This is a genomic window from Pseudomonas paraversuta, from assembly GCF_904063065.1.
Lineage (GTDB): Bacteria > Pseudomonadota > Gammaproteobacteria > Pseudomonadales > Pseudomonadaceae > Aquipseudomonas > Aquipseudomonas paraversuta.
Map to the genome: position 1 here is coordinate 244,148 of NZ_CAJFCL010000001.1, position 23,321 is coordinate 267,468.

Here is a 23,321-nt window from a genome sequence, read left to right on the forward strand (position 1 = left end):
GCCCTTTAAAAACCCACTCAAGATGCTGTTTTATAAGGGTTTTACCCTATAAAAAAGTTGGCACGAAGAGTGCTCTATCAACAGTAATCAGTCCATGCCCTCAGAGATGACCGCCATGAACAGCACTCTTTTACTGTTGAACGCCCTTGGGCTTGCCGTCCTGGTGGCTTTTCACTTTCAACCAGCCCCCACCGCCCCACAGACTGCCGAGCTGGTCACTTACAACAAACCGCTGACCCCCATGCCACAACTGGCTGTGATGACAGAGACCGATCAGGTTGCACCTCGATTGACGGCTGAACTCCCCGTGGCCAGCGCAAATATTCAAGACGAGCGCTGGTTTTTTTAAAGCAGCGCCTGAACAACCCGGGCAAGGCCGTCGACTCGCAGTTACGCCGAGTGGGCAGCAGGGGCCACGCTCGCATCAATAAGCGCCAACAAACCTTGAACGCCCCGGGACAGCGTGGCCGAGTTATTCAGTAGCGACACCTGCTCTGCCTGCAGCTCATCAGTGGTATCGAGAAACAATTGGTTGCGCTGCAGACGGGCGCTGATTTCAGCCGGTGTTTCCCGGCCACGCGCCAGCAAACGCTGGTGCAGCACCCGGGTATCGACGCAAACCATGATCGCCAGCAGATCCGGGTAACGTTCACGGGCGTTTTTGAGGTAGCCGCGGGAGCCGTTGACCAGTACATGGCGCCCGCTATCGAGCCAGTCGTCGATCTGAGCCGGAATCCCGTACTCAAGGCCATTGGCCTGCCAATGCATGGCAAACGCGCCCTCCTCCTTGAGAGACTGAAAGACTTCCCGGGAAACCCCCAGCGCATCCTCTCCCACAGCCTCGCAGGAGCGGGTAATCACTCGCCGGATAACCTCACAGCCGCGCTCGGGCAGATAAGGTCGTGCTGCATCAATCAGGCTGTCCTTGCCTGAGCCCGAAGGGCCCATCAAATAAATCAATTTGCCTGGCATGATTTGGATCTCCCGGAACCTGACTGCCCGTAAACCGAGCCACCCGCAGAATGCGCAAACACATAAGGGCCGGCTAGCGGCTTTCAAGCATTCGTCGTAAAAAACGTGCCAGCGCTGCTTTCGGATGAAGAACACGACTATCAGCTTCCCAAGCCAGTGCAGATTTCCGATAATCGTTACTGGCAAAAAGCCTCTATCCGGTTCAATATTTGTCACAGAATTGACGCCAGGGAAGTGGCGGACTTAAGGCATGATGCGTGCCTCTTAACAATTCAGGTTGAACATTTGGCCACAGGGACGGTCTTAAACCACATCCTGCGGCCAATTCCGAGAACCGCTCCCCTGAACTAACCGGTTAACTATAATGCGCCCATTGAAACAGGCAATTTACTCAAGCCGTACGGCCGACAAGTTTGTCGTACGCCTGCCAGACGGAATGCGCGAGCGCATTGCCGAAGTGGCTCGCGATCATCACCGCAGCATGAACTCTGAAATCATCGCCCGACTGGAGCAAAGCCTTATTCAGGAAGGCAATCTGGGTGAAGAACTCAGCATGCGCCTGGACAGCCCCGAGCTTTCCCTGCATGAGCGTGAACTGCTGCAACGCTTCCGCCAACTCTCCCATCGCCAGCAAAATGCGCTGGTGTCCCTGATTGCTCACGACGCCGAAGCAGCATCCAGCGCGTCCTGATTCAATACAGATACAAAAAAGCCAGCACTGCGCTGGCTTTTTTATGGGCGTTATTTACGCCTGGCTGATCTGGCGCGGGTCATAGCAAGAAGATCGTTGCCAGGCCCAGAAAGATAAAGAATCCGCCACTGTCTGTCATGGCCGTGATCATCACGCTTGCCCCCATCGCCGGATCACGCCCCAGTCGGGACAGCGTCATGGGGATCAATACTCCCATCAGCGCGGCCAGCAACAGGTTGAGGGTCATGGCAGCCGTCATCACCACCCCCAGCGACCAGCTGCCATACAGCAGGTAGGCGACGACACCTATCACGCCACCCCACACCAGGCCATTGATCAGGCCTACGGCCAGCTCTTTGCGCATCAGGCGCGAGGTGCTGCCGGTATTGACCTGGTCAAGGGCCATGGCGCGCACAATCATGGTGATGGTCTGGTTGCCGGAGTTGCCGCCAATCCCCGCCACGATGGGCATCAGTGCAGCCAGGGCGACCAGTTTTTCAATGGATCCTTCAAACAGCCCGATCACCCGCGACGCAATAAATGCAGTCACCAGGTTGACCGCCAGCCAGGCCCAGCGGTTACGCAGGGATTTCCAGACCGATGCAAAGATGTCTTCCTCTTCACGCAGACCGGCCATGTTGAGGACTTCGTTTTCACTTTCTTCCCGGATCAGGTCGACCATTTCATCGATGGTCAAACGGCCAATCAGCTTGCCGTTCTTGTCGACCACGGGCGCAGAGATCAAGTCATAACGCTCAAATGCCTGGGCCGCATCGTAGGCATCTTCGTCCGGATGGAAACTTACCGGGTCGCTGGCCATGACTTCAGCCACCTGCTTCTCCGGGTCGTTGACCAGCAAGCGCTTGATCGGCAGCACGCCTTTGAGCACGCCGTCGTAATCGACCACAAACAGTTTATCGGTGTGCCCTGGCAACTCTTTGAGGCGGCGCAGATAACGCAACACCACTTCAAGGCTGACATCCTCGCGGATGGTCACCATCTCGAAGTCCATCAGGGCGCCGACCTGATCCTCGTTATAGGACAGCGCGGAGCGAACGCGCTCACGCTGCTGCCCGTCCAGGGTTTCCATCAGCTCATGGATGACGTCTCGCGGCAGCTCAGGGGCCAGGTCAGCGAGTTCGTCGGCATCCATCTCCTTGGCCGCAGCCAGGAGCTCATGATCGTCCATGTCGGCGATCAGGGTTTCACGTACCGAATCCGAAACTTCCAGCAGGATGTCGCCGTCGCGATCAGCCTTGACCAGCTGCCAGACCGTCAGACGGTCGTTCAGGGGCAATGCTTCAAGGATGTAGGCAACGTCTGCAGAGTGCAGGTCTTCAAGCTTGCGCTGGAGCTCAACAAGGTTTTGCCGGTGGACCAGGTTTTCAACCCGGTCATGGTGCTGGCCTTCCTGACGATGGGTCAGGTCCTCGACCACACGCTGGCGATTAAGCAGCTCAATGACTTGAGCGAGGCGGCTTTGCAGGCTGTCTTGAGTTTTCTTTACTTCAACTTCGGTCATAGGCGAACTCCACTCCCAGCAGCAGGGCACGCCGGAAGGATCAATCAGTCAATTCATGATTGGAAAAACGGGATGCTGAGTTTCTACTGGGTAAGTCCATGGAGGTCTTCCACAAGCCCCGGCGGGGCTGACGGGCGCAATCATACACGGCTTAAAAATTAATGACGCGAAAAATCTCGGTGATAACAACTGCTTGCGCGATGCCTGTGGTCGCTGCCCCGGTACCAACCCCAAACCTCGATCGATCCATTATGGCAGGCGCCTGAGTTTTACGACTGCCGCGCTGCCGATCGCAGCCTGGTGCCTCGACAGTCACTACCGAGAATCCAAATCGCAGACAGCAAAAAGCCCGCACAATGTGCAGGCTTTTTGGTGTTTGGTGCACTCGACAGGATTCGAACCTGTGACCGCTCGGTTCGTAGCCGAGTACTCTATCCAGCTGAGCTACGAGTGCAAGTTGTGTTTGTTAGACCAGACCACCCTGGTTGAAGCAAAGTTAACTGCCGAAGCAACTAACTCTTAAATGGTGCACTCGACAGGATTCGAACCTGTGACCGCTCGGTTCGTAGCCGAGTACTCTATCCAGCTGAGCTACGAGTGCAAGTTGTGTTTGTTAGACCAGACCACCGCTGGTTGAAGCAAAGTTAACTACCGAAGCAACTAACTCTTTAAATGGTGCACTCGACAGGATTCGAACCTGTGACCGCTCGGTTCGTAGCCGAGTACTCTATCCAGCTGAGCTACGAGTGCATTTGAAGCTGCGTATTATAGACCGTTGAATCTCTCTGCCAAGTACTTTTTTCAGTAATTTCAACAACTTACCGAAATGGCTAGATTCGAACGTGCTACTTGAATAAATGGCGGAGAAGGGGGGATTCGAACCCCCGACACCCTTTTGAGATGTACTCCCTTAGCAGGGGAGCGCCTTCGGCCACTCGGCCACCTCTCCGCAACACGGGGCGTATAATAACCAGCCTTTTCCCCGTATGCAACTAAAAACTTAAATAAAATTAGAGACTTGGTTCTTCATCCTTTTCTTTCTTGATCCGCAGGTAGATTTCCTCGCGGTGCACGGCCACTTCCTTGGGTGCATTCACACCAATTCGCACTTGGTTTCCTTTGACGCCGAGCACGGTCACAGTAATTTCGCCATCGCCTATGATCAGGCTTTCCGCACATCGGCGAGTCAGAATCAGCATACGTTTCTCCTCACGCTATTCATTTCAGGGACAACAGTCTGCAAAAAAAAAGGGCTTCGGCCTACTAGCTGAACAGCTATAGCCCGCCGCGCCTTAAGTATTGACCAACATGACGAAAACAGCAGAGTTCGTTCACATCTATCAAAAAACAAAGGGCGCGGATCAACCGCGCCCTCCGGGCAACGCTTTACTCACCCTGTCGGGCAGGAGCGTCCAGTTCAAAAGCGGTGTGCAACGAGCGCACAGCCAGCTCCAGGTACTTCTCTTCGATCACCACCGAGACTTTGATCTCCGAGGTCGAGATCATCAGGATGTTGATGTTCTCCTTGGCCAGCGACTCAAACATGCGGCTGGCAACGCCCGCATGGGAGCGCATGCCAACACCGACGATCGACACCTTGGCAATCTTGGTATCACCCACCACTTCACGGGCGCCAATTTCACGCGCCGTGTTTTCCAGCACCGTCTGCGCTGCAGTGAAGTCATTGCGATGCACGGTGAAGGTGAAGTCGGTGGTGTTATCGTGCGCCACGTTCTGCACGATCATGTCGACTTCAATGTTGGTCGCACTGATCGGGCCCAGAATCTTGAACGCCACGCCCGGAGTGTCAGGCACGCCACGGATAGTCAGCTTGGCTTCATCGCGGTTGAAAGCGATGCCAGAAATGATCGGCTGTTCCATGGATTCCTCTTCATCAATAGTAATAAGGGTGCCAGGACCCTCTTTGAAGCTGTGCAATACGCGCAGCGGAACGTTGTACTTGCCTGCGAACTCGACCGCCCGGATCTGCAACACCTTGGAACCCAGGCTGGCCATTTCCAGCATTTCTTCGAAGGTGATTTTTTCCAGACGCTGAGCCTGCGCCACAACCCGCGGGTCAGTGGTGTAGACGCCATCGACATCGGTGTAGATCTGGCACTCATCCGCCTTCAAGGCTGCCGCCAGCGCCACACCGGTGGTGTCAGAGCCGCCACGGCCCAGGGTGGTGATGTTGCCGTGCTCATCCACGCCCTGGAAACCTGCCACCACAACCACGCGCCCGGCCTTGAGGTCGGCGCGAATCTTCTGATCGTCGATTTGCAGAATCCGGGCCTTGGTGTGCGCGCTGTCCGTAAGGATCCGCACCTGGCTGCCGGTATAGGACACCGCTGGCACGCCGCGCTTGTTCAGCGCCATTGCCAGCAGGCCTATTGTCACCTGCTCGCCCGTGGACAGGATCACATCCAGTTCACGGGGCAATGGCTGATCGCTGATTTGCCTGGCCAGTTCGATCAGGCGATTGGTTTCGCCGCTCATTGCAGACAGCACAATCACCAGGTCATTGCCGGCTTCACGGAACTTCTTAACTTTCTCGGCGACCTGTTCGATTCTCTCGACAGAGCCGACCGAGGTGCCTCCGAATTTTTGTACGATCAAAGCCATTTCAAAGCAGCCTCAGCCCATAAAGGGCGCCCATTTATCATTCAAACGACGCGCCGTAGACGACGGCGCGTGCTGGACCTCAGATACCTTGCTCGACAAATGGCACAGTCAGGGCCAGTGCGGCGTCCAGGGCTGCAGCATCAACACCGCCGCCTTGCGCCATGTCCGGACGACCACCGCCCTTCCCGCCCACTGCCGCAGCGGCCTGCTTCATCAAATCACCGGCTTTGAGTTGGCCAGTCAGGTCCTTGGTTACGCCTGCAACCAGAACGACCTTGTCTTCATGAACACTGCCGAGCAGGATCACTGCACGGCCGAGCTTGTTCTTCAGCTGATCTACCAGCGCCAGCAGCGCCTTGCCATCCTGACCGTCCAGGCGAGCGGTCAACACTTTCACGCCTTTCACATCCACTGCAGACGATGACAGATCATCACCGGCAGCACTTGCGGCCTTGGCCTGCAATTGTTCGAGTTGTTTTTCCAGCTGGCGGTTACGCTCCAGCACAGCCGACAGTTTGTCGACCAGGTTCTCACGCGAGCCCTTGATCAGGCTGGCGGCTTCCTTGAGCTGCTCTTCAGCGGCGTTCAGGTAAGCCAGTGCGGCAGCACCGGTGACCGCCTCGATACGACGAATACCGGAGGCTACACCACCTTCACTGGTAATTTTCATCAGACCGATATCACCGGTGCGATTGGCGTGGATACCGCCACACAGCTCGACCGAGAAATTACCGCCCATGCTCAGCACGCGCACGTTGTCGCCGTATTTCTCGCCAAACAGCGCCATGGCGCCTTTTTGCTTGGCGGTGTCGATGTCGGTTTCTTCAGTCTCGACCGGGGTGTTCTTGCGAATCTCGGCATTGACGATATCTTCCAGCGCCTTGATCTGCTCGGGCTTGATCGATTCGAAGTGGCTGAAGTCGAAACGCATGCGCTGACTGTCAACCAACGACCCCTTCTGCTGAACGTGCTCGCCCAGTACCTGGCGCAGGGCCGCGTGCAGCAAGTGGGTAGCCGAGTGGTTCAGCGCCGTGGCATGACGGACTTCAGCATCGACCTGCGCTTCAACGGTTTCGCCGACCTTCAGGCCGCCCGCTGCAACCACACCGTGATGCAGGAACGCGCCGCCGGTTTTAGTGGTGTCGCGCACGTCAAAACGGGCACTGCCCGCCTGCAGATAACCGCAGTCGCCGACCTGACCGCCAGATTCGGCGTAGAACGGGGTTTGATCGAGAACCACCACGCCCTCATCACCTTCATTCAGGCTGGCAACAGACTGGCCATCCTTATAGAGGGCAACTACCTTGGCCGGGCTGTGGGTGGCGCTGTAGCCGATGAACTCGGTGGGCACGTCGACCTTGACCAGGGTGTTGTAGTCCAGGCCGAACGAACTGGCCGAACGCGCACGCACACGCTGGGCTTCCATCTCGCGCTCGAAACCTTCTTCGTCCACGGTCAGGTTACGCTCGCGGGCGATGTCGGCGGTCAGGTCCATCGGGAAACCGTAGGTGTCGTAGAGCTTGAACACTACATCGCCCGGCACCACGGTGCCTTTAAGGTCGGCCAGGTCCAGCTCAAGGATTTTCAGGCCTTGCTCCAGGGTCTTGGAGAACTGCTCTTCTTCGGCTTTGAGCACGCGCTCAATGTTGGCCTGCTCGCGCACCAGTTCAGGGAAGCTCGCCCCCATCTCGGCAACCAGTGCCGCGACGATTTTGTAGAAGAAGTTGCCGGTGGCGCCCAGCTTGTTGCCGTGACGGCAGGCGCGACGAATGATGCGGCGCAGCACATAGCCGCGACCTTCATTGGACGGCAGCACGCCATCGGCGATCAGGAAGCTGCACGAACGAATGTGGTCAGCCACCACTTTCAGCGACGCCTGGCCGTCGTTGGCACAACCAATCGCTTGGGCTGCAGCTTGCAACAGGCTCTGGAACAGATCGATGTCGTAGTTGGAGTTGACGTGCTGCATCACCGCACTGATCCGCTCCAGGCCCATGCCGGTGTCTACCGACGGCGCAGGCAGCGGATGCAACACGCCATCGGCGGTGCGGTTGAACTGCATGAACACGTTGTTCCAGATTTCGATGTAACGGTCACCGTCCTCATCCGGCGAGCCCGGCGGGCCACCCCAGATTTCAGGGCCGTGGTCATAGAAAATTTCGGTGCACGGGCCACACGGGCCGGTATCACCCATGGTCCAGAAGTTGTCCGAAGCGTACGGAGCACCTTTGTTGTCGCCGATGCGGATCATGCGCTCGGCAGGCACGCCGACGTCTTTGGTCCAGATGTCATAGGCTTCGTCATCGCTGGCGTAGACCGTCACCCAGAGTTTGTCTTCAGGCAGCTTCAAGACACCGGTCAGGAAGGTCCAGGCAAAATTGATCGCGTCTTTCTTGAAATAGTCGCCAAAGCTGAAGTTGCCCAGCATTTCGAAAAAAGTGTGGTGACGGGCGGTGTAGCCGACGTTTTCCAGGTCACTGTTCTTGCCACCGGCACGCACGCACTTCTGGCTGCTGGTAGCACGGGTGTATGCCCGTTTTTCCTGACCCAGGAAACAGTCCTTGAACTGGTTCATCCCCGCGTTAGTGAACAGCAGGGTCGGATCGTTGTTCGGGACCAAGGAGCTGGACGGGACACGGGTGTGACCTTGCTCCTCGAAGAAGCGAAGGAAGGCTTCACGGATTTCTGCGCTTTTCATAGGTTCTTCCACGGAGGCTGCGGCCAGAGGCAAGTCAATCACGTCCATCGACAGTGCGACTCGCAAAGGGCCGCATTATATCGGCCCTTCGCCTTGGGTACAGCGTGTTTATACGATAGGCGCAGGCAATTGGACGGCCTGCACACTCATTGTTGGTTAAATTCAGTTAAAACCGAGATTACCTGCTCAATCTGCTGGCGACTGACATCCATGTGCGTGACCATTCGCAGACGCGGTGCGGCACTCAGTTTGATACCACGTTCACCGGCAAATATCTTGAGCGCTTGCGCCCGCTCACCCAGTTGCGCATAAACCATGTTGGTCTGGACCGGCTCAACTTCATAACCGCCAGCACGCAAGCCATCGGCCAGCAGCCGGGCGTGCTCATGGTCATCGGCCAGGCGCTCAACCTGATGGTCCAGCGCGTAAAGCCCCGCAGCCGCCAGCTGACCGGCCTGGCGCATGCCGCCGCCGACCATCTTGCGCAAACGCCGGGCCTTGCCGATCAAGTCCACAGTACCGCACAGCACCGAGCCCACTGGCGCGCCCAACCCTTTGGACAGGCATACCGACACCGAATCGAAATGCCGGGTGATATCCGCCGCATCCACCCCCAGCCTGACGGCAGCGTTGTACAGCCGCGCACCATCGAGATGCAGGCCCAGCCCGTGCTCACGGGTAAGACGACTTGCCGCAGCCAGATACTCCAGTGGCAGGACTTTACCCTGCATGGTGTTTTCCAGCGCCAGCAAGCGGGTGCGGGCAAAGTGAAAGTCATCAGGCTTGATCGCTGCCGCGACCTGATCCAGGTCCAGCGAACCATCCGCCTGTACCTCCAGCGGCTGCGGCTGGATGGAGCCCAGTACCGCCGCACCGCCACCTTCATACTTGTAGGTGTGGGCCTGCTGCCCGACGATGTATTCATCGCCGCGCCCACAATGGGCCATCAGCGCCAGCAGGTTGCTCATGGTGCCCGTGGGCACGAACAATGCCGCGGCAAAGCCCAGTCTTGAGGCCAGCTCCCACTCCAGCTTGTTCACCATGGGATCTTCGCCATACACATCGTCGCCCAGTGGCGCATTCGCCATGGCCTCGCGCATGCCGCGGCTGGGTTGGGTCACGGTGTCACTACGAAGATCGATAACAGTCATTGAACAAGCCTCGGCAATGGGGGGATCAGCACTTGATGCTAATCGGGGACCTCCCTTGCTAACAAGAGTACTGCGGGCAACCCCGCCATATTCAAGGCGTAACCTGACAATGGACAAATAAAACAATCTGCAAAATCGATGACTATTAGCAAAAAGCAGCAATGCATCTTTAAAACATATGTGATACAAAATGCCCGCCGCCAGAAAGGCTGGCGGCAACGTTCTCAGGGCGGGGTGCAACTCCCCACCGGCGGTAATTGCGCGCAATGCGCATAGCCCGCGAGCGCTTGGCAGGTCCTTCAGCTTTGGCTGATGACCGGTCAAGGTCAGCAGACCCGGTGTGATCCCGGGGCCGACGGTCATAGTCCGGATGAAGAGAGAACGGGATTGGCGCCAAAGGGCCGTCAACCCGGCGGGCTTGTACTGCTGCTTTATTGCCGCGTACAGCCCACCGGAACGCACCCTTAAATCCCATTCGATTCATATGCCCTGTTTTTCACACAAACAGGAGTCAGAACATGCAACCCACCGCAATTCACCACAACGAGCGTGTAGCGTTTATCCAGGCCAGCTGGCACAAAGAGATCGTCGACCAGAGCCGTAAAGGTTTCCTCGCCGAAATGCTGGTGCAGGGTTATCAGGAAAGCGACATCGATTTCTTTGAAGTCGGCGGTGCGTTTGAAATCCCGCTGCACGCCAAACTGCTGGCCAAGACTGGCCGCTATGCCGGTATCGTCGGCGCAGCCCTGGTTGTCGACGGCGGCATCTATCGCCACGACTTCGTCGCCCAGTCAGTGGTCAGCGGCCTGATGCAGGTTCAACTGGAAACCGAAGTTCCGGTGTTCTCGGTCAGCCTGACCCCGCATCACTTCCACGCAGGCGAAGAACACCAGAAGTTTTTCTTCGAGCACTTCGTGCACAAAGGCCAGGAAGCGGCAAAAACCTGCGTCGATACCCTGCAGAAAATTCGCGCTATCAAGCGTATGGATACCCAGCAAAAACGCGCGGTGTAATTCAGGTCAAGCGCGATGACTGTTGACGATGGCGCCGTGTTTACCCGATAAACACGGCGCCATCGAGCGCATCGCGAGACAAGCCCGCGCCTATAGCTAAACGAGCACCGCCGCCTTCGCCGGCTCGATAATCATCCCGGCCCGCAAACCATTCTTCACCTTTGGATTGGGGAAGATGATCCGCGCACCCTCCTCTTCGACGATCCAGTGCGTCCTGGGCGTGTCTTGCGCCAGCAAATAGCCCTTGGGCAATTCGCAGAAATTCTCGACATCCGCCGGCAAGTGCAGGACGAAGGCATCACTGTGCTTGATCACTTCGCGAGCCACGCTGAACAGCTGCAGACCTTCCAGCGAAGCATCAGCCAGGGGCGGTTCGGTGCCCTCGATGATCTGCTTCAAACGCAACTCAAGACGCTCGACGTTAACCCCGCCGTTCTGCCCGAAAGGTCGTGCCTTGCCCAGTTCCAGGGTAAAGGCTTCAGCGCCCAGCTGCTCATAGGTGTAGGCACTGAAGACGATTGAAGGCTTGTTCTGCAGCAGGACCGCTTCCATACCGGCAGCACGCAGGCGGGCCAGCTCGTCACGGGAATGGACCCGACCTTCTTTGTAGGGATAGAGCGCGAACTGCTCGATCTTCGAACCGCGAATGGCGGTGTGCAGGTCGTAATGAAGGCGGGTACGTTCAGGAAGGCTGAAAAATGTTTCGGCCAGATGTTCAAGTTCGCACGCACGCAAGGCTTCTGGGCCGCTGCTGTTCTCGTGCCGACCGTTGAACAGCCGGTTCAGGTCCTCTTCGACAAACCGCGCTCCGGTGCGCATGGCACCAGGGTTGCCGAACAGGAACAGAATTCGGGTTCGGGGCTTGATGTCGCCCCGGGCAATGTCATTCAACAGGCGATCGAGCAACTCGATAGGCGCTGTTTCATTGCCGTGGATGCCTGCCGACAACAGCAGATCCATACCATCGTCGCGACCTTCAGGAGGGCGCACTTCAAGTGCCCCCTCGGCCAGCCAGCGCATCCGCACGCCGTCGACAGTCAGTTGAGTCTTCTCGGCCGGTTCACGTCCGGCCAGGGTCAGTTCAAGCAGTTTGCCGAGGGCGAGCATAGAGCATCCTTTATCAGTGGTTGCAGTCTGGGCCGTGAACGTGACCGTCTTCGTCGTCGCCCAGGTCAGCCGGTTCCATTTCCAGTTGCAGGCTTACAAGGTTAGTCGCCAATGGGCGCAGCAACAGGTTGGCGTATTCGGCATCGCCTTCCTCAACGTCCACACCGATCAGCAACTGGCCACGGCCGTCTTGCTGAATCCACAGTTCCTTGCCCTGCCACATGACAGCGACGCGGGTGCAGGAGGTTTCCAGCTGGGTGCCGTCGGTATCTTCAAGGATCAGCTTCAGGGTATCGGTCATTATTTAGCTCTCATTTGCGGGTGACGTTGCGTGCCCGGGGCGATAAACCCCGGGCACGCACGTGTTCAATTGATCTGGAACGGGTAAACCGCGCCCAGTTTAAGGATTTGCGTCAGTTCATCCAGTGCCGTCCGGCATTCAAGCAACAATTGCGGGTCTGCCAGATCGCTTTCGCGCAAGGCATCGCGGTAGTGCTTGTTGACCCAACGGGTCAGCGTGTCGTACAGCGCAGGGGTCATGATAACCCCGGGATTGACCGCCGCCAGCTCAGTTTCATTAAGTGCGACCCGCAGCCGCAGGCACGCCGGGCCGCCACCGTTCTGCATGCTTTGCTTGAGGTCGAACACCTTGACCTCGCGAATCGGTCCGCCCGCCGCCGTCAGCCCTTGCAGGTACTGCCACACACGGGGGTTGCTGCGGCACTCTTCGGGCACGATCAACAGCATCGAGCCGTCAGCACGACTCAGCAACTGGCTGTTAAACAGATAAGAGCGCACTGCATCTTCCACTGCTACCTGATCACGGGGCACGCTGATCGACTGGAAGTTGCCACCACGTGCCGCCAGCTTGGCGTGCAGCTCGGCCAGCATCTGCTCGGTGTTGAGAAACGCATCCTGGTGATGGAACAACAACTCGCCATTACCGACAGCGATCACGTCGTTGTGAAACACCCCTTGATCGATCACGTCAGGGTTCTGCTGGGCAAACACTACCCCCTCGTCACTCAGGCCGTGCAGACGCGCCACGGCTTGCGAAGCTTCAAGGGTCTGGCGCGCCGGATATTTTTGCGGCGCCGGGTAGCGGCTGTCGAACGCACTGCGCCCGTATACAAAAAACTCCACCCCCGGCTGGCCATAATCCCGGCAAAACCGCGTGTGGTTGGCCGCACCTTCATCACCAAACTGAGCCACCGCCGGCAATGCCCCGTGGTGCGCAAAATGCTGCGGATCAGCAAACATCGCCCCCAGTACACGGCTGGTGGTCGGATGCTCGATGCTGCGGTGAAATTTGCAATTGAGGTTGGCAGCCGTAAAGTGCACGCGGCCGTCTGCCGTATCCGCGCCCGGGCTGACCGTGGCCGCGTTGGCCACCCACATGCTCGACGCCGAACAACTGGCGACCAGCAATGGCATTGCTTGCTTCGCGGCGCGCTGGATGACCTGCGCATCGCTGCCGCTAAAGCCCAGGCTGCGCAAAGCGCCGACATCCGGACGTTCCTGAGGCGCCAAAACCCCCTGGACAAAGCCCATGTCCATCAGCGCTTTCATTTTTTCCAGACCCTGCAGCGCGGCTTCCTTTGGATTGGAGGCCTGCTGACTGTTGCTCTGGGAGGCGACGTTGCCAAACGACAGACCGCCGTAGTTATGGGTCGGCCCCACTAAACCGTCAAAATTGACTTCAAAGGACTTCATCGGCGAGGCTCCGGCAAACGGTTGTAATTGGCATGAATCAAAATTCTGAGGCAAACAGGCCCTGATCCTGGAGCTGGCTTGCCAGCGATGCAGGCGACGCGGGGTATCGAACGGACCACGCTGCCTCAATCGCTGGCAAACCAGCTCCCACAGGAATCGGCGCTTTAGGACATTCGCACACCGGGGGTCAACGCCGCCGGCAACGCCAGGGTCGGCGTCTCCAGAGAAGCAACCGGGTACGCGCAATAGTCAGCGGCGTAATAGGCACTGGCGCGATGGTTGCCCGACGCCCCGATACCGCCAAACGGTGCGCTGCTGGCCGCGCCGGTCAGCTGCTTGTTCCAGTTAACGATCCCGGCCCGGCTTTGCAGCCAGAACTGCTGATAACGCGCTTCGGAGTCCGACAGCAGCCCTGCTGCAAGGCCAAACGCGGTGTTGTTGGCCTCGGCAATCGCTTCGTCGAAACCGCTGTAGCGAATCACTTGCAGCAACGGCCCGAACAGCTCTTCGTCGGATCGTTCACTGACTTCAGTGACGTCGATAATGCCCGGAGTCAGCAACGCGGCATTGCTCTGCGGCTGAGTCATCTCCAGCAGAGCCACAGCCCCAGAGCCCAGCAATACTTCCTGAGCATCCATGAGGGCGCGCGCGGCACCCAACGAAATCACCGAGCCCATGAACGGTGGCGGCTGCTGATCAAAAGCCCCCACTTCGATGCTCTGGCTGACTTCAACCAGGCGCGTCAACAGACTGTCGCCCCACGCCCCTTGCGGCACCAGCAAGCGCCGGGCGCATGTGCAACGCTGCCCGGCCGAGATAAAGGCCGACTGAATGATGGTGTAGACCGCAGCGTCCAGATCGGCCACCTGATCGACCACCAGCGGGTTGTTGCCGCCCATTTCCAGGGCCAGAATTTTGTCCGGGCGACCGGCGAACTGCTGATGCAGCGCGTTACCGGTACGGCTCGAGCCAGTGAAGAACAAGCCGTCGATGCCCGTATGGGCCGCCAGTGCGATACCGGTTTCGCGCGCACCCTGCAGCAGGTTCAACACACCCGCCGGCAAGCCGGCTTCGATCCAGCACTTGACCGTCAGCTCGGCAACGCCGGGGGTCAGTTCGCTGGGTTTGAATACCACGCTGTTACCGGCCAGCAAAGCCGGGACGATATGCCCGTTGGGCAAATGGCCCGGAAAGTTATACGGACCAAACACCGCGACCACGCCGTGGGGCTTGTGGCGCAATACGGCAGTGGCATCGCCCAGCGGGCCGCTCTTCTCGCCCGTGCGCTCGCGATAGCTTTGTACCGAGATTGCCACCTTGTTGATCATGCTGGTGACTTCGGTGGCCGACTCCCACAGGGGTTTGCCGGTTTCTTCGCCGATGCAGCGCGCCAGCTCATCGGCGTGGCCCTTGAGGCTGGCAGCGAACGCTTCGAGTACGCCCAGGCGCTCCTCGAAAGAACGTGTGGCCCAGGCCGGAAAAGCCTGACGCGCCGCCTGCACGGCAGCATCGACCTGGGCCGCATTGGCCCCGTTACCCGTCCACAGCACTTGCTGGGTGACCGGATTCAGCGACTCAAAGGCTTCGCCCTGCCCGTTCTGCCAGGCGCCTGCGATATACAACGTGCTCATTATTTCGACTCCCGTGGGGTCACTGGCTGGGCGGACAATGCCACTGCGCGGACTTGATCGCCGGCAGTCAGTTGCAGACGTCTGGCGGTCAATTGATCAACCACCAGCGTGCCTGCAGCAAGACGTGCCGGTGCCGCGGTAATACGGCAGTCTTCGCGCTTGCGGTTGTGGATCAGGTAAGGCGTGGCATCGTCACCCGGGGTGCCGATAGCCAGCACCAGCGCTTCACTGTCGCGCACAGCACGGATCTTGCTGGTTTCGCACTCCACTGCCGGGCCAGCGTCGAAAATATCGACATAGCCCTGGTAGCTGAAGCCTTCGCTTTTGAGCATGTTCAGCGCCGGCTCGGTGTGAACATGCACTTTGCCGATCACGGCGCGAGCGTCTTCAGACAAGAAGCAGGTGTATACCGGGAACTTGGGCATCAACTCGGCGATGAAGGCCTTGTTGCCGACGCCGGTCAGGTAATCGGCCTGACTGAACTCCATTTTGAAGAAGTGCCGGCCCAGGCTTTCCCAGAACGGCGAGCGGCCCGCTTCGTCGGACATACCGCGCATTTCGGCAATGATCTTGTTGCCGAACAACTCGGGAAACTCGGCGATAAACAGCATCCGCGCCTTGGCCAGCATGCGGCCGTTGAAGCCGGTGCGATAATCGGCGCTGAGGAACAGGGAGCACAATTCAGAGTTGCCGGTCAGATCGTTGGCCAGAAACAGGGTCGGGATTTCCCGATAGATATTCAGCTCCTGGGAGGCGCTGACCGTCAGGCCCACCCGGAAGTTGTACCAGGGCTCGCGCAGGCCTACCGCGCCGGCAATGGCAGAAATGCCGACCACCTTGCCTTCGTCGTTTTCCAGCACAAACAGGTAATCCGCGTCGCCGCGCCCGGCTTCGCCACGGAAGGTTTTTTCAGCCCAGGTGACACGGTGCAGCAGGCGTTCTTCATTGGCCGGCAAGGTCGTCAGGCCGGTGCCAGTGCTGCGGGCCAACTCAATCAGGGCCGGTAAATCGCTATTGCGTACAGGACGAACGATCATGCTATCTCCTCAAACGGGGCGCGCTGACGAACCCCGCGAAACTCGCTAAACGCGTTAAACCGCCACCACTCGTACGCTGGCGCCTTCGCCAACACCGAGTGCTTCGGCCGCTTCCAGATCCAGCATCACCGGTTTGCCCGGCGCCCAGTCGAGTTCCAGCAGTACCGCGCGGTAATCCTGCAACTGGGCGTTGGCCACCAGATACTGGCGACCGCCGCCTTTGCCTGGCTCCCCGATCTTGACCGGTACCACGCGGCTTTGAGCAATCGAACGGATACCCGAAACCCGTGCATGCAGGGTCGGGCCACCGTCGAAAATATCGATGTAGTGATCGGTTTCGAAGCCTTCGCGCATCAGGATGTCGAAGGTAATCTGCGCCCGCGGATGCACTTGCCCCATGGCCTCCTGGGCGGTGTCGGGCAGCAAGGGCACATAAATCGGGTAGTGCGGCATCAGTTCGGCGAGGAAAGTACGGCTTTTAAGCCCGCACAGGCGCTCGGCGGCGGCGTAGTTCAGGTCGAAGAAGTTGCGGCCAATGGCGTCCCAGAACGGCGAGTCACCGTTTTCATCGCTGTAACCAACGATCTCGGTAACCACCGAATCGGCAAAGCGCTCCGGATGGTTGGCCACAAACAGCAGTCGCCCGCGGGAGTTGAGCTCGGACCAGGCCGAACCCACCAGTTCAGGCAGTACATAGAAGCTGGTCAGCAGACTGTTGCCAGTGAGGTCATGGCACTGCGACAACACGTGAATCTTGTTGTGAATCTTCAGCTCGCGGGAGGCATGTACAAAGGTCTCGTTACGAAAGCTGTAGAACGGTTCCGAGTAACCGGCCGATGCCACGATTGCCGAACAGCCCACCAGTTTGCCGGTGGCGGTGTCTTCGAGAACGAAGAAATAACTCTCCTCGCCGTTGAAGCTGACTTCAGCGGCAAACGAGGTTTCAGAGGCTGCGATCTTGTCGCGCAGGCGCTCGATATCGTCCGGCAATGAAGTGACACCAATCGGGCTGTCCGCAGCCAGACGCTGTACTTCGCCCAGATCAGCCATTTGCGCGGGGCGCATCACCAGCATGGTGTCACTCCTTAATCCTTGAACAACACAGAAGAAAATACCGAACCTGCAACCCCTGCAGGAGCGAGCTTTATGGGATCGCGATGCATGGCTCGCGAGCAAGCTCGCTCCTGCAGGGGTTGCGGTTCAGCATATAAAAGGGTCAACGCCTGAAAAATCAGGCGTTGAAATCACGATCAGGCTTGCGTCAGCTTTTGCACGGCACGTTCGAAGCGGTTCAGACCTTCTTCGATATCGGCCTCTTCAACCACCAGACTCGGGGCGAAACGCACCACGTCAGGACCGGCCTGCAAAATCATCAGGTTTTCTTTCTCACAGGCGTTGAAGATGTCTTTGGCCTTGCCTTTCCAGGCATCGCTCAATACACAACCAATCAACAGGCCCATGCCACGTACTTGCGTGAACAGGCCGTATTGCTGGCCAATTTTCTCAAGCCGGGTCTTGAACTGCTCGTGCTTGGTTTTCACACCGTTCAACACTTCAGGGGTGTTGATCACGTCGATCACCGCGTTGCCCACGGCGCACGCCAGCGGGTTGCCGCCGTAGGTGGTGCCATGAGTGCCGACAACCAGGTGTTTGGCCAGTGCTTCAGTGGTCAACATGGCTGCGATCGGGAAACCGCCACCCAGGCTCTTGGCACTGGTGAGGATGTCCGGGGTCACGCCGTAATGCATATAGGCAAACAACTCGCCGGTGCGGCCCATGCCGGTTTGCACTTCGTCAAACACCAGCAATGCATTGTGTTGATCGCACAAATCGCGCGCGCCTTGCAGGTAAGCCTGTTCGGCCGGAAGCACACCGCCTTCGCCCTGGATCGGCTCCAGCACTACCGCGCAGGTCTTGTCCGAAATGGCCGCTTTCAAAGCGTCGAGATCGTTGAACGGGACATGGGTGATGCCGGTGATTTTCGGACCGAAGCCGTCGGAGTACTTCGACTGGCCACCCACGTTCACGGTGAACAGTGTGCGTCCGTGAAAGCTGTTGAGGGCGGCGATGATTTCGTACTTCTCAGGGCCAAAACGGTCATGGGCCACACGACGGGCCAGCTTGAACGCGGCTTCGTTGGCTTCTGCGCCCGAGTTGCAGAAGAACACCCGCTCAGCGAAGGTCGAGTCCACCAGCTTTTTGGCCAGGCGCAACGCCGGCTCGTTGGTGAACACGTTGGATACGTGCCACAGGGTGTTCGCCTGTTCAGTCAACGCGCCGACCAGTGCCGGATGTGCATGACCCAGAACGTTAACAGCGATGCCGCCTGCGAAGTCGATCAGTTCTCGACCTGCCTGATCCCAAACCCGGGAACCGGCACCGCGCACAGGAATGAAGGCGGCAGGTGCGTAGTTAGGAACCATGACCTGGTCGAAATCGGCGCGTTGCACCGGGGCTTGCTCAACGGACATCGGAGTCTCCTGAAGAGGAACGCCTGCCTGAACTGGCAAGCGATGGGGGGATTGTAAGGACACGCGGGGGGCAAGCCTTGTCGCCAAGCGACAACTTCTTACAGCGTCCTACCACGATTTTCCAAGGCTTGCGGCAATGCGACATATTCCGTCACAAAGGCGCAGTTTAAACGCTGGGCCGACTTTTCGGCAGCATCAACGCACTTTGATTGCTCATCCTGTTGCGGGGCGCACTCAGGCAAACCAGGCCGCTGACTCTCAGCCGCGCTCGGCAGGCGCCGATGACAATTCGAACGGGCTGCTGCTGCGACGCTGATTGCGATCTTCACGAGGCGTTGCGCCAAAGAAGTTGCGATAGGCGCTGGAAAAATGCGGCCCCGATGAAAAGCCGCACGAAAGGCCGATCTGAATGATCGACTTGCTGGTTTGCATCAGCATCTGACGCGCCTTGTTCAGACGCAACTCCAGATAGTACTGGCTCGGAACACGATTCAAGTATTGTTTGAATATCCGCTCCAGTTGCCGGCGAGACACGCAGACATGCTGGGCAATTTCGTCGGTGGTCAGCGGCTCTTCAATGTTGGCTTCCATCAGCAGCACGGCCTGGGTCAGCTTGGGATGGCTCGAACCCAGACGGTTTTGCAGAGGAATACGCTGGCGCTCGCCGCCTTCACGAATGCGCTCCACCACCAGTTCTTCGGAGACCGCGCCCGCCAGCTCGGCACCATGATCCCGGGCCAGCACTGCAAGCAGCAGATCCAGTACCGACAGGCCGCCGCAAGCACTCAGACGATCGCGGTCCCAGTCAAACAAGTGACTGGTGGCAATCACCTTGGGGAAGCGCTCGGCGAAATCATCCTGCCAGCGCCAGTGCACGGCAGCACGATAACCATCGAGCAAACCTATTTGCGCCAGCGGGTAAACCCCTGCCGACAGCCCGCCAATCACACAGCCCGCGCGCACCAATTGCTTGAGTGCGCTGCTCAGGGCCGGCGCGATGGTCGCCGGGGGTTCGTCAGCCAGCAAAAACAGTTTCTGGCAGCCTTCCAGCTTGCCCGTCCAGGGTTCACCGGGCAACTGCCAGGCGCCCTCTGCCGGCGGTTCGGCCTGTAAAAACAGCAACTCGTAAACGACTTCGGGGTGCACGCGCTGAGCAACACGCAACGCTTCCTCTGCCAGCGCCAGGGTCAAGGCTTTGGTGCTGGGCCAAATAAGGAAACCAATTCGATGGGCGGTCATAGCGTGCTATCCGGAACGAAAACAGAAGGAAAACCAAATGCGCCAACACTCAGCCTGGGCCAACTGCGCGAGACGCGGAGCATGACCTATTTTGGTGCACAGAGGCAGTCTTATAGCTGCAGTTATTTCAAGCTGCCTGACAGGAATTGCTGCAAACGCTCGCATTGCGGGTTTACCAGTACTTCACGCGGATCGCCGCTTTCTTCAACAATGCCTTTGTGCAAAAACACCAACTGGTTGGACACTTCACGGGCAAAGCCCATTTCGTGGGTCACCACAACCATGGTCCGGCCTTCGAGTGCCAGATCCTGCATCACTTTCAGCACATCACCCACCAGCTCCGGGTCGAGGGCTGAAGTCGGCTCGTCGAACAACATGACTTCAGGCTCCATCGCCAGCGCCCGGGCAATCGCCACACGCTGCTGTTCGCCACCGGACATATGCCCCGGGTAAGCGTCCTTGCGATGGGAAACACCCACTTTGTTCAGGTAATGCTCGGCCTTTTCCCGGGCCTCGGCCCTGGACATGCCCAGTACATGCACCGGTGCTTCCATGATGTTTTCCAGCGCAGTCATATGCGACCACAGATTGAAATGCTGGAACACCATCGACAGTCGCGAACGCATGCGCTGCAATTGCTTGGGATCAGCGGCCTTGAGCGCGCCGTCCTTGTTGGCAATCAGCTTGAGTTCTTCGCCATTGAGCAGGATTTTGCCGGCATGGGGCTGCTCAAGCAGGTTGATGCACCGCAAAAAGGTACTTTTGCCAGAGCCACTGGAACCGATGATGCTGATCACATCACCTGCTTTGGCGGCCAGCGAAACGCCTTTGAGCACTTCGTGACTGCCATAGCGTTTATGCAGATCTTGGACTTCAAGTTTGTACATGTTGTCGGTTCTCACAAAAACAGTCAGTCGTTGAGCAAGCGCCCGTGACGCAGAGGCTCACGCCCCGCCACTTTAGCCAGCCAGAAACCGGGTTGGGCATAACGCAGTCGCTCAACGGCAAATAATACGCCGGCCGTACCCGCGCATACCGTACTGACCCGGTCAGATAAAGGATCAATCACTTCAAACAGCGGCTCGCCGGCTTCAACCCAGGCGCCCGCCGGACGTAAAAAGCTCACCACACCGGGGTGCGGTGCATACAACAGTTCGGTGCCTTCGAACGGCATGCCTTCGCACGCCGGGTGCTGCGCGGCCGGCCAGTCCCCGGTAATCAAACCTTGCTCGGCCAGAAACGCCAGAATGGCTTCGGCATACGCCTGGGCCTCTGGACGTCCGGTATCGGACTGCCCGCCCAGCTCCAGGGTGGTAGCCATGCACGCCAGGGGAATCTGTGCATCGGCGAACTGGCGCTGCAAGCGCAACCACGGCAACGAACAGGCTTCATCGAACGAGCTGCCGCCGGAGTCTTCGGCCAATAATCCAACCCGCATGTTCAGATGCGCGGCCAGGGAGCGCCACTGCGGCCAATGCTGGGGCAAGGCGTACATGTGCAACGCCGCTTCCGCATCGCAATGCAGGTCGAGCACGATGTCCGCATTACAGGCATGGCTCAACAGCACCCGCTGCAGGCCCTGCAACTGGCTCGCAGCAGGTGGCAATTGCTCCAGCACATCAAGCATCGCCTGACGGATCAGGCGGATATTGGCATGGGGATCATCCCCCAGACACCCTTGCAGCGCAGCTGCCACGGGGGCACTCAACTCAACGAAATCGCGGTTGAAGTTCTTGCCGCTGCCGGACTCGAAACGCCCCTGGTGGTTGCCTTGCAGCAACTGCCCCAACCCCAGCGGATTGGCCACAGGCACCAGTTCGATCACGCCGTTCAGGGCGCCCTGCAACTCAAGCTCGGTCAGGCGCTTTTTCAGTTCCCAGGCGCAACGCATGCCCGGCAGCTCATCAGCATGCAGGCTGGCCTGAATGTAGGCCTTGCGCTCGCCGGTACCGAAACGGAACACCGTCAGCTGGCGCTCGGTTCCCAGGCTGCTCCACGGCAGTACATGATCGATACGTTCCATGGTCAGGCCTTGCGCGGGGCCATGTAGCCCAGCCAGCGGCGCTCGGCCAGTTTGAACAGGCGCACCAGAATGAACGTCAGGCACAGGTAAAACACACCGGCGGTGATATAGGCCTCGAACGGCAGGTAGTACTGCGCGTTGACCGTGCGTGCCGCACCTGTGATGTCGATCAGCGTCACGATGGAAGCCAGGCTGGTGGTCTGCAACATCATGATCACTTCGTTGCTGTATTGCGGCAGTGCCCGGCGCATGGCCGACGGCAGCAGAATACGGCGATACATTTTGTAGCGCGACATGCCCATGGCCTTTGCTGCCTCGATCTCGCCATTGGGTGTGGCCTTGAGGCTACCGGCAATGATTTCGGCGGTGTAGGCACTGGTGTTGATGGCAAACGCCAGACAGGCACAGAAGGTCGCACTGGACAGTAGCGGCCACAGGAAGCTGTCACGCACGGCCTCGAACTGAGCCAGACCGTAGTAGATCAAAAACAGCTGGACCAGCATCGGCGTACCGCGAATCACATAGGTGTACAGCCAGGCCGGAAAGTTGACCCAGGACTTCTTGGAGACCCGCATCAAACCCAGCGGCACAGCCACCAGCAAACCGAAAAACAGCGAGATGCCCAGCAGTTTAAGGGTTTCCAGCAGCCCATCCAGGTACAGCGGCATGCTGTCCCAAATGACGTTGTAGTCGAAGATCATAGATCAGCCGCCTTTACGCCTACCGAGTAGCGTTTCTCAAGTTGTCGCAGCGCCAACAGCGAAACACTGGTCAGCACCAGGTACATCGCCGCCACGGCCAGAAAGAAAGTAAAGGGTTCGCGGGTGGCATCCGCCGCCTGCTTGGCCTTGAACATCATGTCTTGCAAGCCGACCACCGAAATCAGGGCCGTCGCCTTGGTCAGTACCAGCCAGTTATTGGTGAACCCCGGAATCGCCAGGCGAATCATCTGCGGTACCAATACCCGGAAAAACACCTGAAAGCTGCTCATGCCATAAGCCATGCCCGCCTCGGCCTGACCTTTGGGGATCGCCATGAAGGCCCCGCGAAAGGTTTCGGACAGGTATGCACCAAAAATAAAGCCCAGGGTGCCGATACCCGCAGCCAGAGGGTTCAAGTCAATGTAATCGTCATGGCCCAGCATCGGCGCAACGTTGTTCAGCAAATTCTGACCGCCATAGAAAATCAGCAGGATCAACACCAGATCGGGTATCCCGCGGATAACCGTTGAATACAGATCGCCCAACCAGGCCAGCCAGCGCACCGGCGACAGGCGCAAGGAAACACCGATCAGACCTAGAACAATGGCCAGGGCCATGGACGACAAGGCGAGCTGAAGCGTCAGCCAAGCGCCATCGAGGATGACAGCCCCGTAGCCTTTCAACATGATTCAGGTCCTCGAAAATTAGGATGAAAAAATGGCGCAAACTT

21 protein-coding genes, 4 tRNA genes and 1 riboswitch are annotated in these 23,321 nt (G+C 58.4%); of the genes, 3 read left to right on the forward strand and 22 right to left on the reverse strand.

Features of this window, described 5'->3' with window-relative positions:
• The first annotated feature begins 115 nt into the window (after positions 1-115).
• The gene (locus JQ845_RS01105) at positions 116-349 is read left to right on the forward strand and encodes a hypothetical protein (protein WP_003440910.1); all 234 of its coding nucleotides are present in this window, start codon (positions 116-118) and stop codon (positions 347-349) included.
• A 41-nt stretch (positions 350-390) separates the two neighbouring features.
• Here JQ845_RS01105 and phnN read toward each other — a convergent pair whose 3' ends face one another.
• Positions 391-972: a phosphonate metabolism protein/1,5-bisphosphokinase (PRPP-forming) PhnN gene (gene phnN / locus JQ845_RS01110; protein ID WP_010655903.1), complete on the reverse strand. Its 582-nt coding sequence runs from the start codon at positions 970-972 to the stop codon at positions 391-393.
• 364 nt (positions 973-1,336) lie between these two features.
• On the opposite strand from phnN, the gene JQ845_RS01115 reads away from it, so the two are divergent.
• Positions 1,337-1,663 carry an Arc family DNA-binding protein gene (locus tag JQ845_RS01115; RefSeq protein WP_003440903.1) on the forward strand — a complete coding sequence of 109 codons (327 nt, stop codon included), beginning with the start codon at positions 1,337-1,339 and terminating at the stop codon, positions 1,661-1,663.
• A gap of 79 nt (positions 1,664-1,742) precedes the next feature.
• On the opposite strand, the gene mgtE is transcribed toward JQ845_RS01115, so the two are convergent.
• The 9 genes from mgtE to ltaE all read right to left on the reverse strand — a co-directional run bounded on the left by mgtE (position 1,743) and on the right by ltaE (position 9,656).
• Positions 1,743-3,185, reverse strand: coding sequence for a magnesium transporter (gene mgtE, locus JQ845_RS01120; RefSeq protein ID WP_003440900.1), 1,443 nt, complete (start codon positions 3,183-3,185; stop codon positions 1,743-1,745).
• Positions 3,186-3,562: 377 nt separating this feature from the next.
• Positions 3,563-3,639, reverse strand: a tRNA-Arg gene (locus JQ845_RS01125).
• Positions 3,640-3,709: 70 nt separating this feature from the next.
• A tRNA-Arg gene (locus JQ845_RS01130) sits at positions 3,710-3,786 on the reverse strand.
• Between the two features lie 72 nt (positions 3,787-3,858).
• Positions 3,859-3,935: transfer RNA gene (locus tag JQ845_RS01135), tRNA-Arg, on the reverse strand.
• Between the two features lie 108 nt (positions 3,936-4,043).
• Positions 4,044-4,134: transfer RNA gene (locus tag JQ845_RS01140), tRNA-Ser, on the reverse strand.
• 61 nt (positions 4,135-4,195) lie between these two features.
• On the reverse strand, positions 4,196-4,384 hold the full coding sequence (csrA, locus tag JQ845_RS01145; RefSeq protein ID WP_003175645.1) for a carbon storage regulator CsrA: 189 nt from the start codon (positions 4,382-4,384) through the stop codon (positions 4,196-4,198).
• 187 nt (positions 4,385-4,571) lie between these two features.
• The gene (locus JQ845_RS01150) at positions 4,572-5,807 is read right to left on the reverse strand and encodes an aspartate kinase (RefSeq protein WP_003440896.1); all 1,236 of its coding nucleotides are present in this window, start codon (positions 5,805-5,807) and stop codon (positions 4,572-4,574) included.
• Between the two features lie 79 nt (positions 5,808-5,886).
• Entirely contained in the window at positions 5,887-8,505 is a 2,619-nt protein-coding gene (gene alaS / locus JQ845_RS01155) for an alanine--tRNA ligase (protein WP_160628296.1), read from the reverse strand.
• A gap of 146 nt (positions 8,506-8,651) precedes the next feature.
• The gene (gene ltaE / locus JQ845_RS01160) at positions 8,652-9,656 is read right to left on the reverse strand and encodes a low-specificity L-threonine aldolase (protein WP_003440889.1); all 1,005 of its coding nucleotides are present in this window, start codon (positions 9,654-9,656) and stop codon (positions 8,652-8,654) included.
• A gap of 216 nt (positions 9,657-9,872) precedes the next feature.
• Positions 9,873-10,043, forward strand: a riboswitch (FMN riboswitch).
• 131 nt (positions 10,044-10,174) lie between these two features.
• On the opposite strand from ltaE, the gene JQ845_RS01165 reads away from it, so the two are divergent.
• Entirely contained in the window at positions 10,175-10,669 is a 495-nt protein-coding gene (locus JQ845_RS01165) for a 6,7-dimethyl-8-ribityllumazine synthase (protein ID WP_010655905.1), read from the forward strand.
• Positions 10,670-10,765: 96 nt separating this feature from the next.
• On the opposite strand, the gene astE is transcribed toward JQ845_RS01165, so the two are convergent.
• From astE to JQ845_RS01225, 12 genes are all read right to left on the reverse strand, one after another.
• On the reverse strand, positions 10,766-11,776 hold the full coding sequence (gene astE, locus JQ845_RS01170) for a succinylglutamate desuccinylase (protein ID WP_003440883.1): 1,011 nt from the start codon (positions 11,774-11,776) through the stop codon (positions 10,766-10,768).
• A 13-nt stretch (positions 11,777-11,789) separates the two neighbouring features.
• Positions 11,790-12,077 carry a hypothetical protein gene (locus tag JQ845_RS01175; RefSeq protein ID WP_003440880.1) on the reverse strand — a complete coding sequence of 96 codons (288 nt, stop codon included), beginning with the start codon at positions 12,075-12,077 and terminating at the stop codon, positions 11,790-11,792.
• A 65-nt stretch (positions 12,078-12,142) separates the two neighbouring features.
• Positions 12,143-13,489 (reverse strand): N-succinylarginine dihydrolase, encoded by a 1,347-nt coding sequence (gene astB, locus JQ845_RS01180; protein WP_161718046.1) that lies wholly within the window; start codon positions 13,487-13,489, stop codon positions 12,143-12,145.
• A gap of 164 nt (positions 13,490-13,653) precedes the next feature.
• Positions 13,654-15,123 (reverse strand): succinylglutamate-semialdehyde dehydrogenase, encoded by a 1,470-nt coding sequence (gene astD / locus JQ845_RS01185; RefSeq protein WP_191985186.1) that lies wholly within the window; start codon positions 15,121-15,123, stop codon positions 13,654-13,656.
• On the reverse strand, positions 15,120-16,157 hold the full coding sequence (gene astA, locus JQ845_RS01190) for an arginine N-succinyltransferase (RefSeq protein ID WP_003440872.1): 1,038 nt from the start codon (positions 16,155-16,157) through the stop codon (positions 15,120-15,122). The genes astD and astA overlap by 4 nt, the downstream gene beginning before the upstream one ends.
• 54 nt (positions 16,158-16,211) lie before the next feature.
• The gene (gene aruF, locus JQ845_RS01195) at positions 16,212-17,231 is read right to left on the reverse strand and encodes an arginine/ornithine succinyltransferase subunit alpha (RefSeq protein ID WP_010655909.1); all 1,020 of its coding nucleotides are present in this window, start codon (positions 17,229-17,231) and stop codon (positions 16,212-16,214) included.
• A 176-nt stretch (positions 17,232-17,407) separates the two neighbouring features.
• Entirely contained in the window at positions 17,408-18,628 is a 1,221-nt protein-coding gene (locus JQ845_RS01200; RefSeq protein ID WP_010655910.1) for an aspartate aminotransferase family protein, read from the reverse strand.
• Between the two features lie 258 nt (positions 18,629-18,886).
• Positions 18,887-19,867, reverse strand: coding sequence for a transcriptional regulator ArgR (argR, locus tag JQ845_RS01205; protein ID WP_003440864.1), 981 nt, complete (start codon positions 19,865-19,867; stop codon positions 18,887-18,889).
• 122 nt (positions 19,868-19,989) lie between these two features.
• Positions 19,990-20,754, reverse strand: coding sequence for an ABC transporter ATP-binding protein (locus JQ845_RS01210; protein ID WP_003440860.1), 765 nt, complete (start codon positions 20,752-20,754; stop codon positions 19,990-19,992).
• Between the two features lie 23 nt (positions 20,755-20,777).
• Complete coding sequence (locus JQ845_RS01215) at positions 20,778-21,890, reverse strand: succinylglutamate desuccinylase/aspartoacylase family protein (RefSeq protein WP_202210960.1); 1,113 nt, start codon at positions 21,888-21,890, stop codon at positions 20,778-20,780.
• 2 nt (positions 21,891-21,892) lie between these two features.
• Complete coding sequence (locus JQ845_RS01220) at positions 21,893-22,591, reverse strand: ABC transporter permease (protein WP_203008011.1); 699 nt, start codon at positions 22,589-22,591, stop codon at positions 21,893-21,895.
• Positions 22,588-23,277, reverse strand: a complete 690-nt coding sequence (locus JQ845_RS01225; protein ID WP_003440853.1) for an ABC transporter permease — start codon at positions 23,275-23,277, stop codon at positions 22,588-22,590. The genes JQ845_RS01220 and JQ845_RS01225 overlap by 4 nt, the downstream gene beginning before the upstream one ends.
• Between the last annotated feature and the right edge of the window lie 44 nt (positions 23,278-23,321).

Bases quoted from the DNA above. Each gene is read 5' to 3' on its own strand.
- JQ845_RS01165 (WP_010655905.1), top strand. From the start codon at position 10,175: ATGCAACCCACCGCAATTCACCACAACGAGCGTGTAGCGTTTATCCAG.
- astE (WP_003440883.1), bottom strand. From the start codon at position 11,776: ATGCTCGCCCTCGGCAAACTGCTTGAACTGACCCTGGCCGGACGTGAA.
- JQ845_RS01210 (WP_003440860.1), bottom strand. From the start codon at position 20,754: ATGTACAAACTTGAAGTCCAAGATCTGCATAAACGCTATGGCAGTCAC.
- JQ845_RS01225 (WP_003440853.1), bottom strand. From the start codon at position 23,277: ATGTTGAAAGGCTACGGGGCTGTCATCCTCGATGGCGCTTGGCTGACG.
- JQ845_RS01200 (WP_010655910.1), bottom strand. From the start codon at position 18,628: ATGTCCGTTGAGCAAGCCCCGGTGCAACGCGCCGATTTCGACCAGGTC.
- aruF (WP_010655909.1), bottom strand. From the start codon at position 17,231: ATGCTGGTGATGCGCCCCGCGCAAATGGCTGATCTGGGCGAAGTACAG.
- astA (WP_003440872.1), bottom strand. From the start codon at position 16,157: ATGATCGTTCGTCCTGTACGCAATAGCGATTTACCGGCCCTGATTGAG.
- JQ845_RS01105 (WP_003440910.1), top strand. From the start codon at position 116: ATGAACAGCACTCTTTTACTGTTGAACGCCCTTGGGCTTGCCGTCCTG.
- JQ845_RS01150 (WP_003440896.1), bottom strand. From the start codon at position 5,807: ATGGCTTTGATCGTACAAAAATTCGGAGGCACCTCGGTCGGCTCTGTC.
- JQ845_RS01220 (WP_203008011.1), bottom strand. From the start codon at position 22,591: ATGATCTTCGACTACAACGTCATTTGGGACAGCATGCCGCTGTACCTG.
- csrA (WP_003175645.1), bottom strand. From the start codon at position 4,384: ATGCTGATTCTGACTCGCCGATGTGCGGAAAGCCTGATCATAGGCGAT.
- alaS (WP_160628296.1), bottom strand. From the start codon at position 8,505: ATGAAAAGCGCAGAAATCCGTGAAGCCTTCCTTCGCTTCTTCGAGGAG.
- JQ845_RS01215 (WP_202210960.1), bottom strand. From the start codon at position 21,890: ATGGAACGTATCGATCATGTACTGCCGTGGAGCAGCCTGGGAACCGAG.
- JQ845_RS01115 (WP_003440903.1), top strand. From the start codon at position 1,337: ATGCGCCCATTGAAACAGGCAATTTACTCAAGCCGTACGGCCGACAAG.
- JQ845_RS01175 (WP_003440880.1), bottom strand. From the start codon at position 12,077: ATGACCGATACCCTGAAGCTGATCCTTGAAGATACCGACGGCACCCAG.
- ltaE (WP_003440889.1), bottom strand. From the start codon at position 9,656: ATGACTGTTATCGATCTTCGTAGTGACACCGTGACCCAACCCAGCCGC.
- phnN (WP_010655903.1), bottom strand. From the start codon at position 972: ATGCCAGGCAAATTGATTTATTTGATGGGCCCTTCGGGCTCAGGCAAG.
- mgtE (WP_003440900.1), bottom strand. From the start codon at position 3,185: ATGACCGAAGTTGAAGTAAAGAAAACTCAAGACAGCCTGCAAAGCCGC.
- argR (WP_003440864.1), bottom strand. From the start codon at position 19,867: ATGACCGCCCATCGAATTGGTTTCCTTATTTGGCCCAGCACCAAAGCC.
- astB (WP_161718046.1), bottom strand. From the start codon at position 13,489: ATGAAGTCCTTTGAAGTCAATTTTGACGGTTTAGTGGGGCCGACCCAT.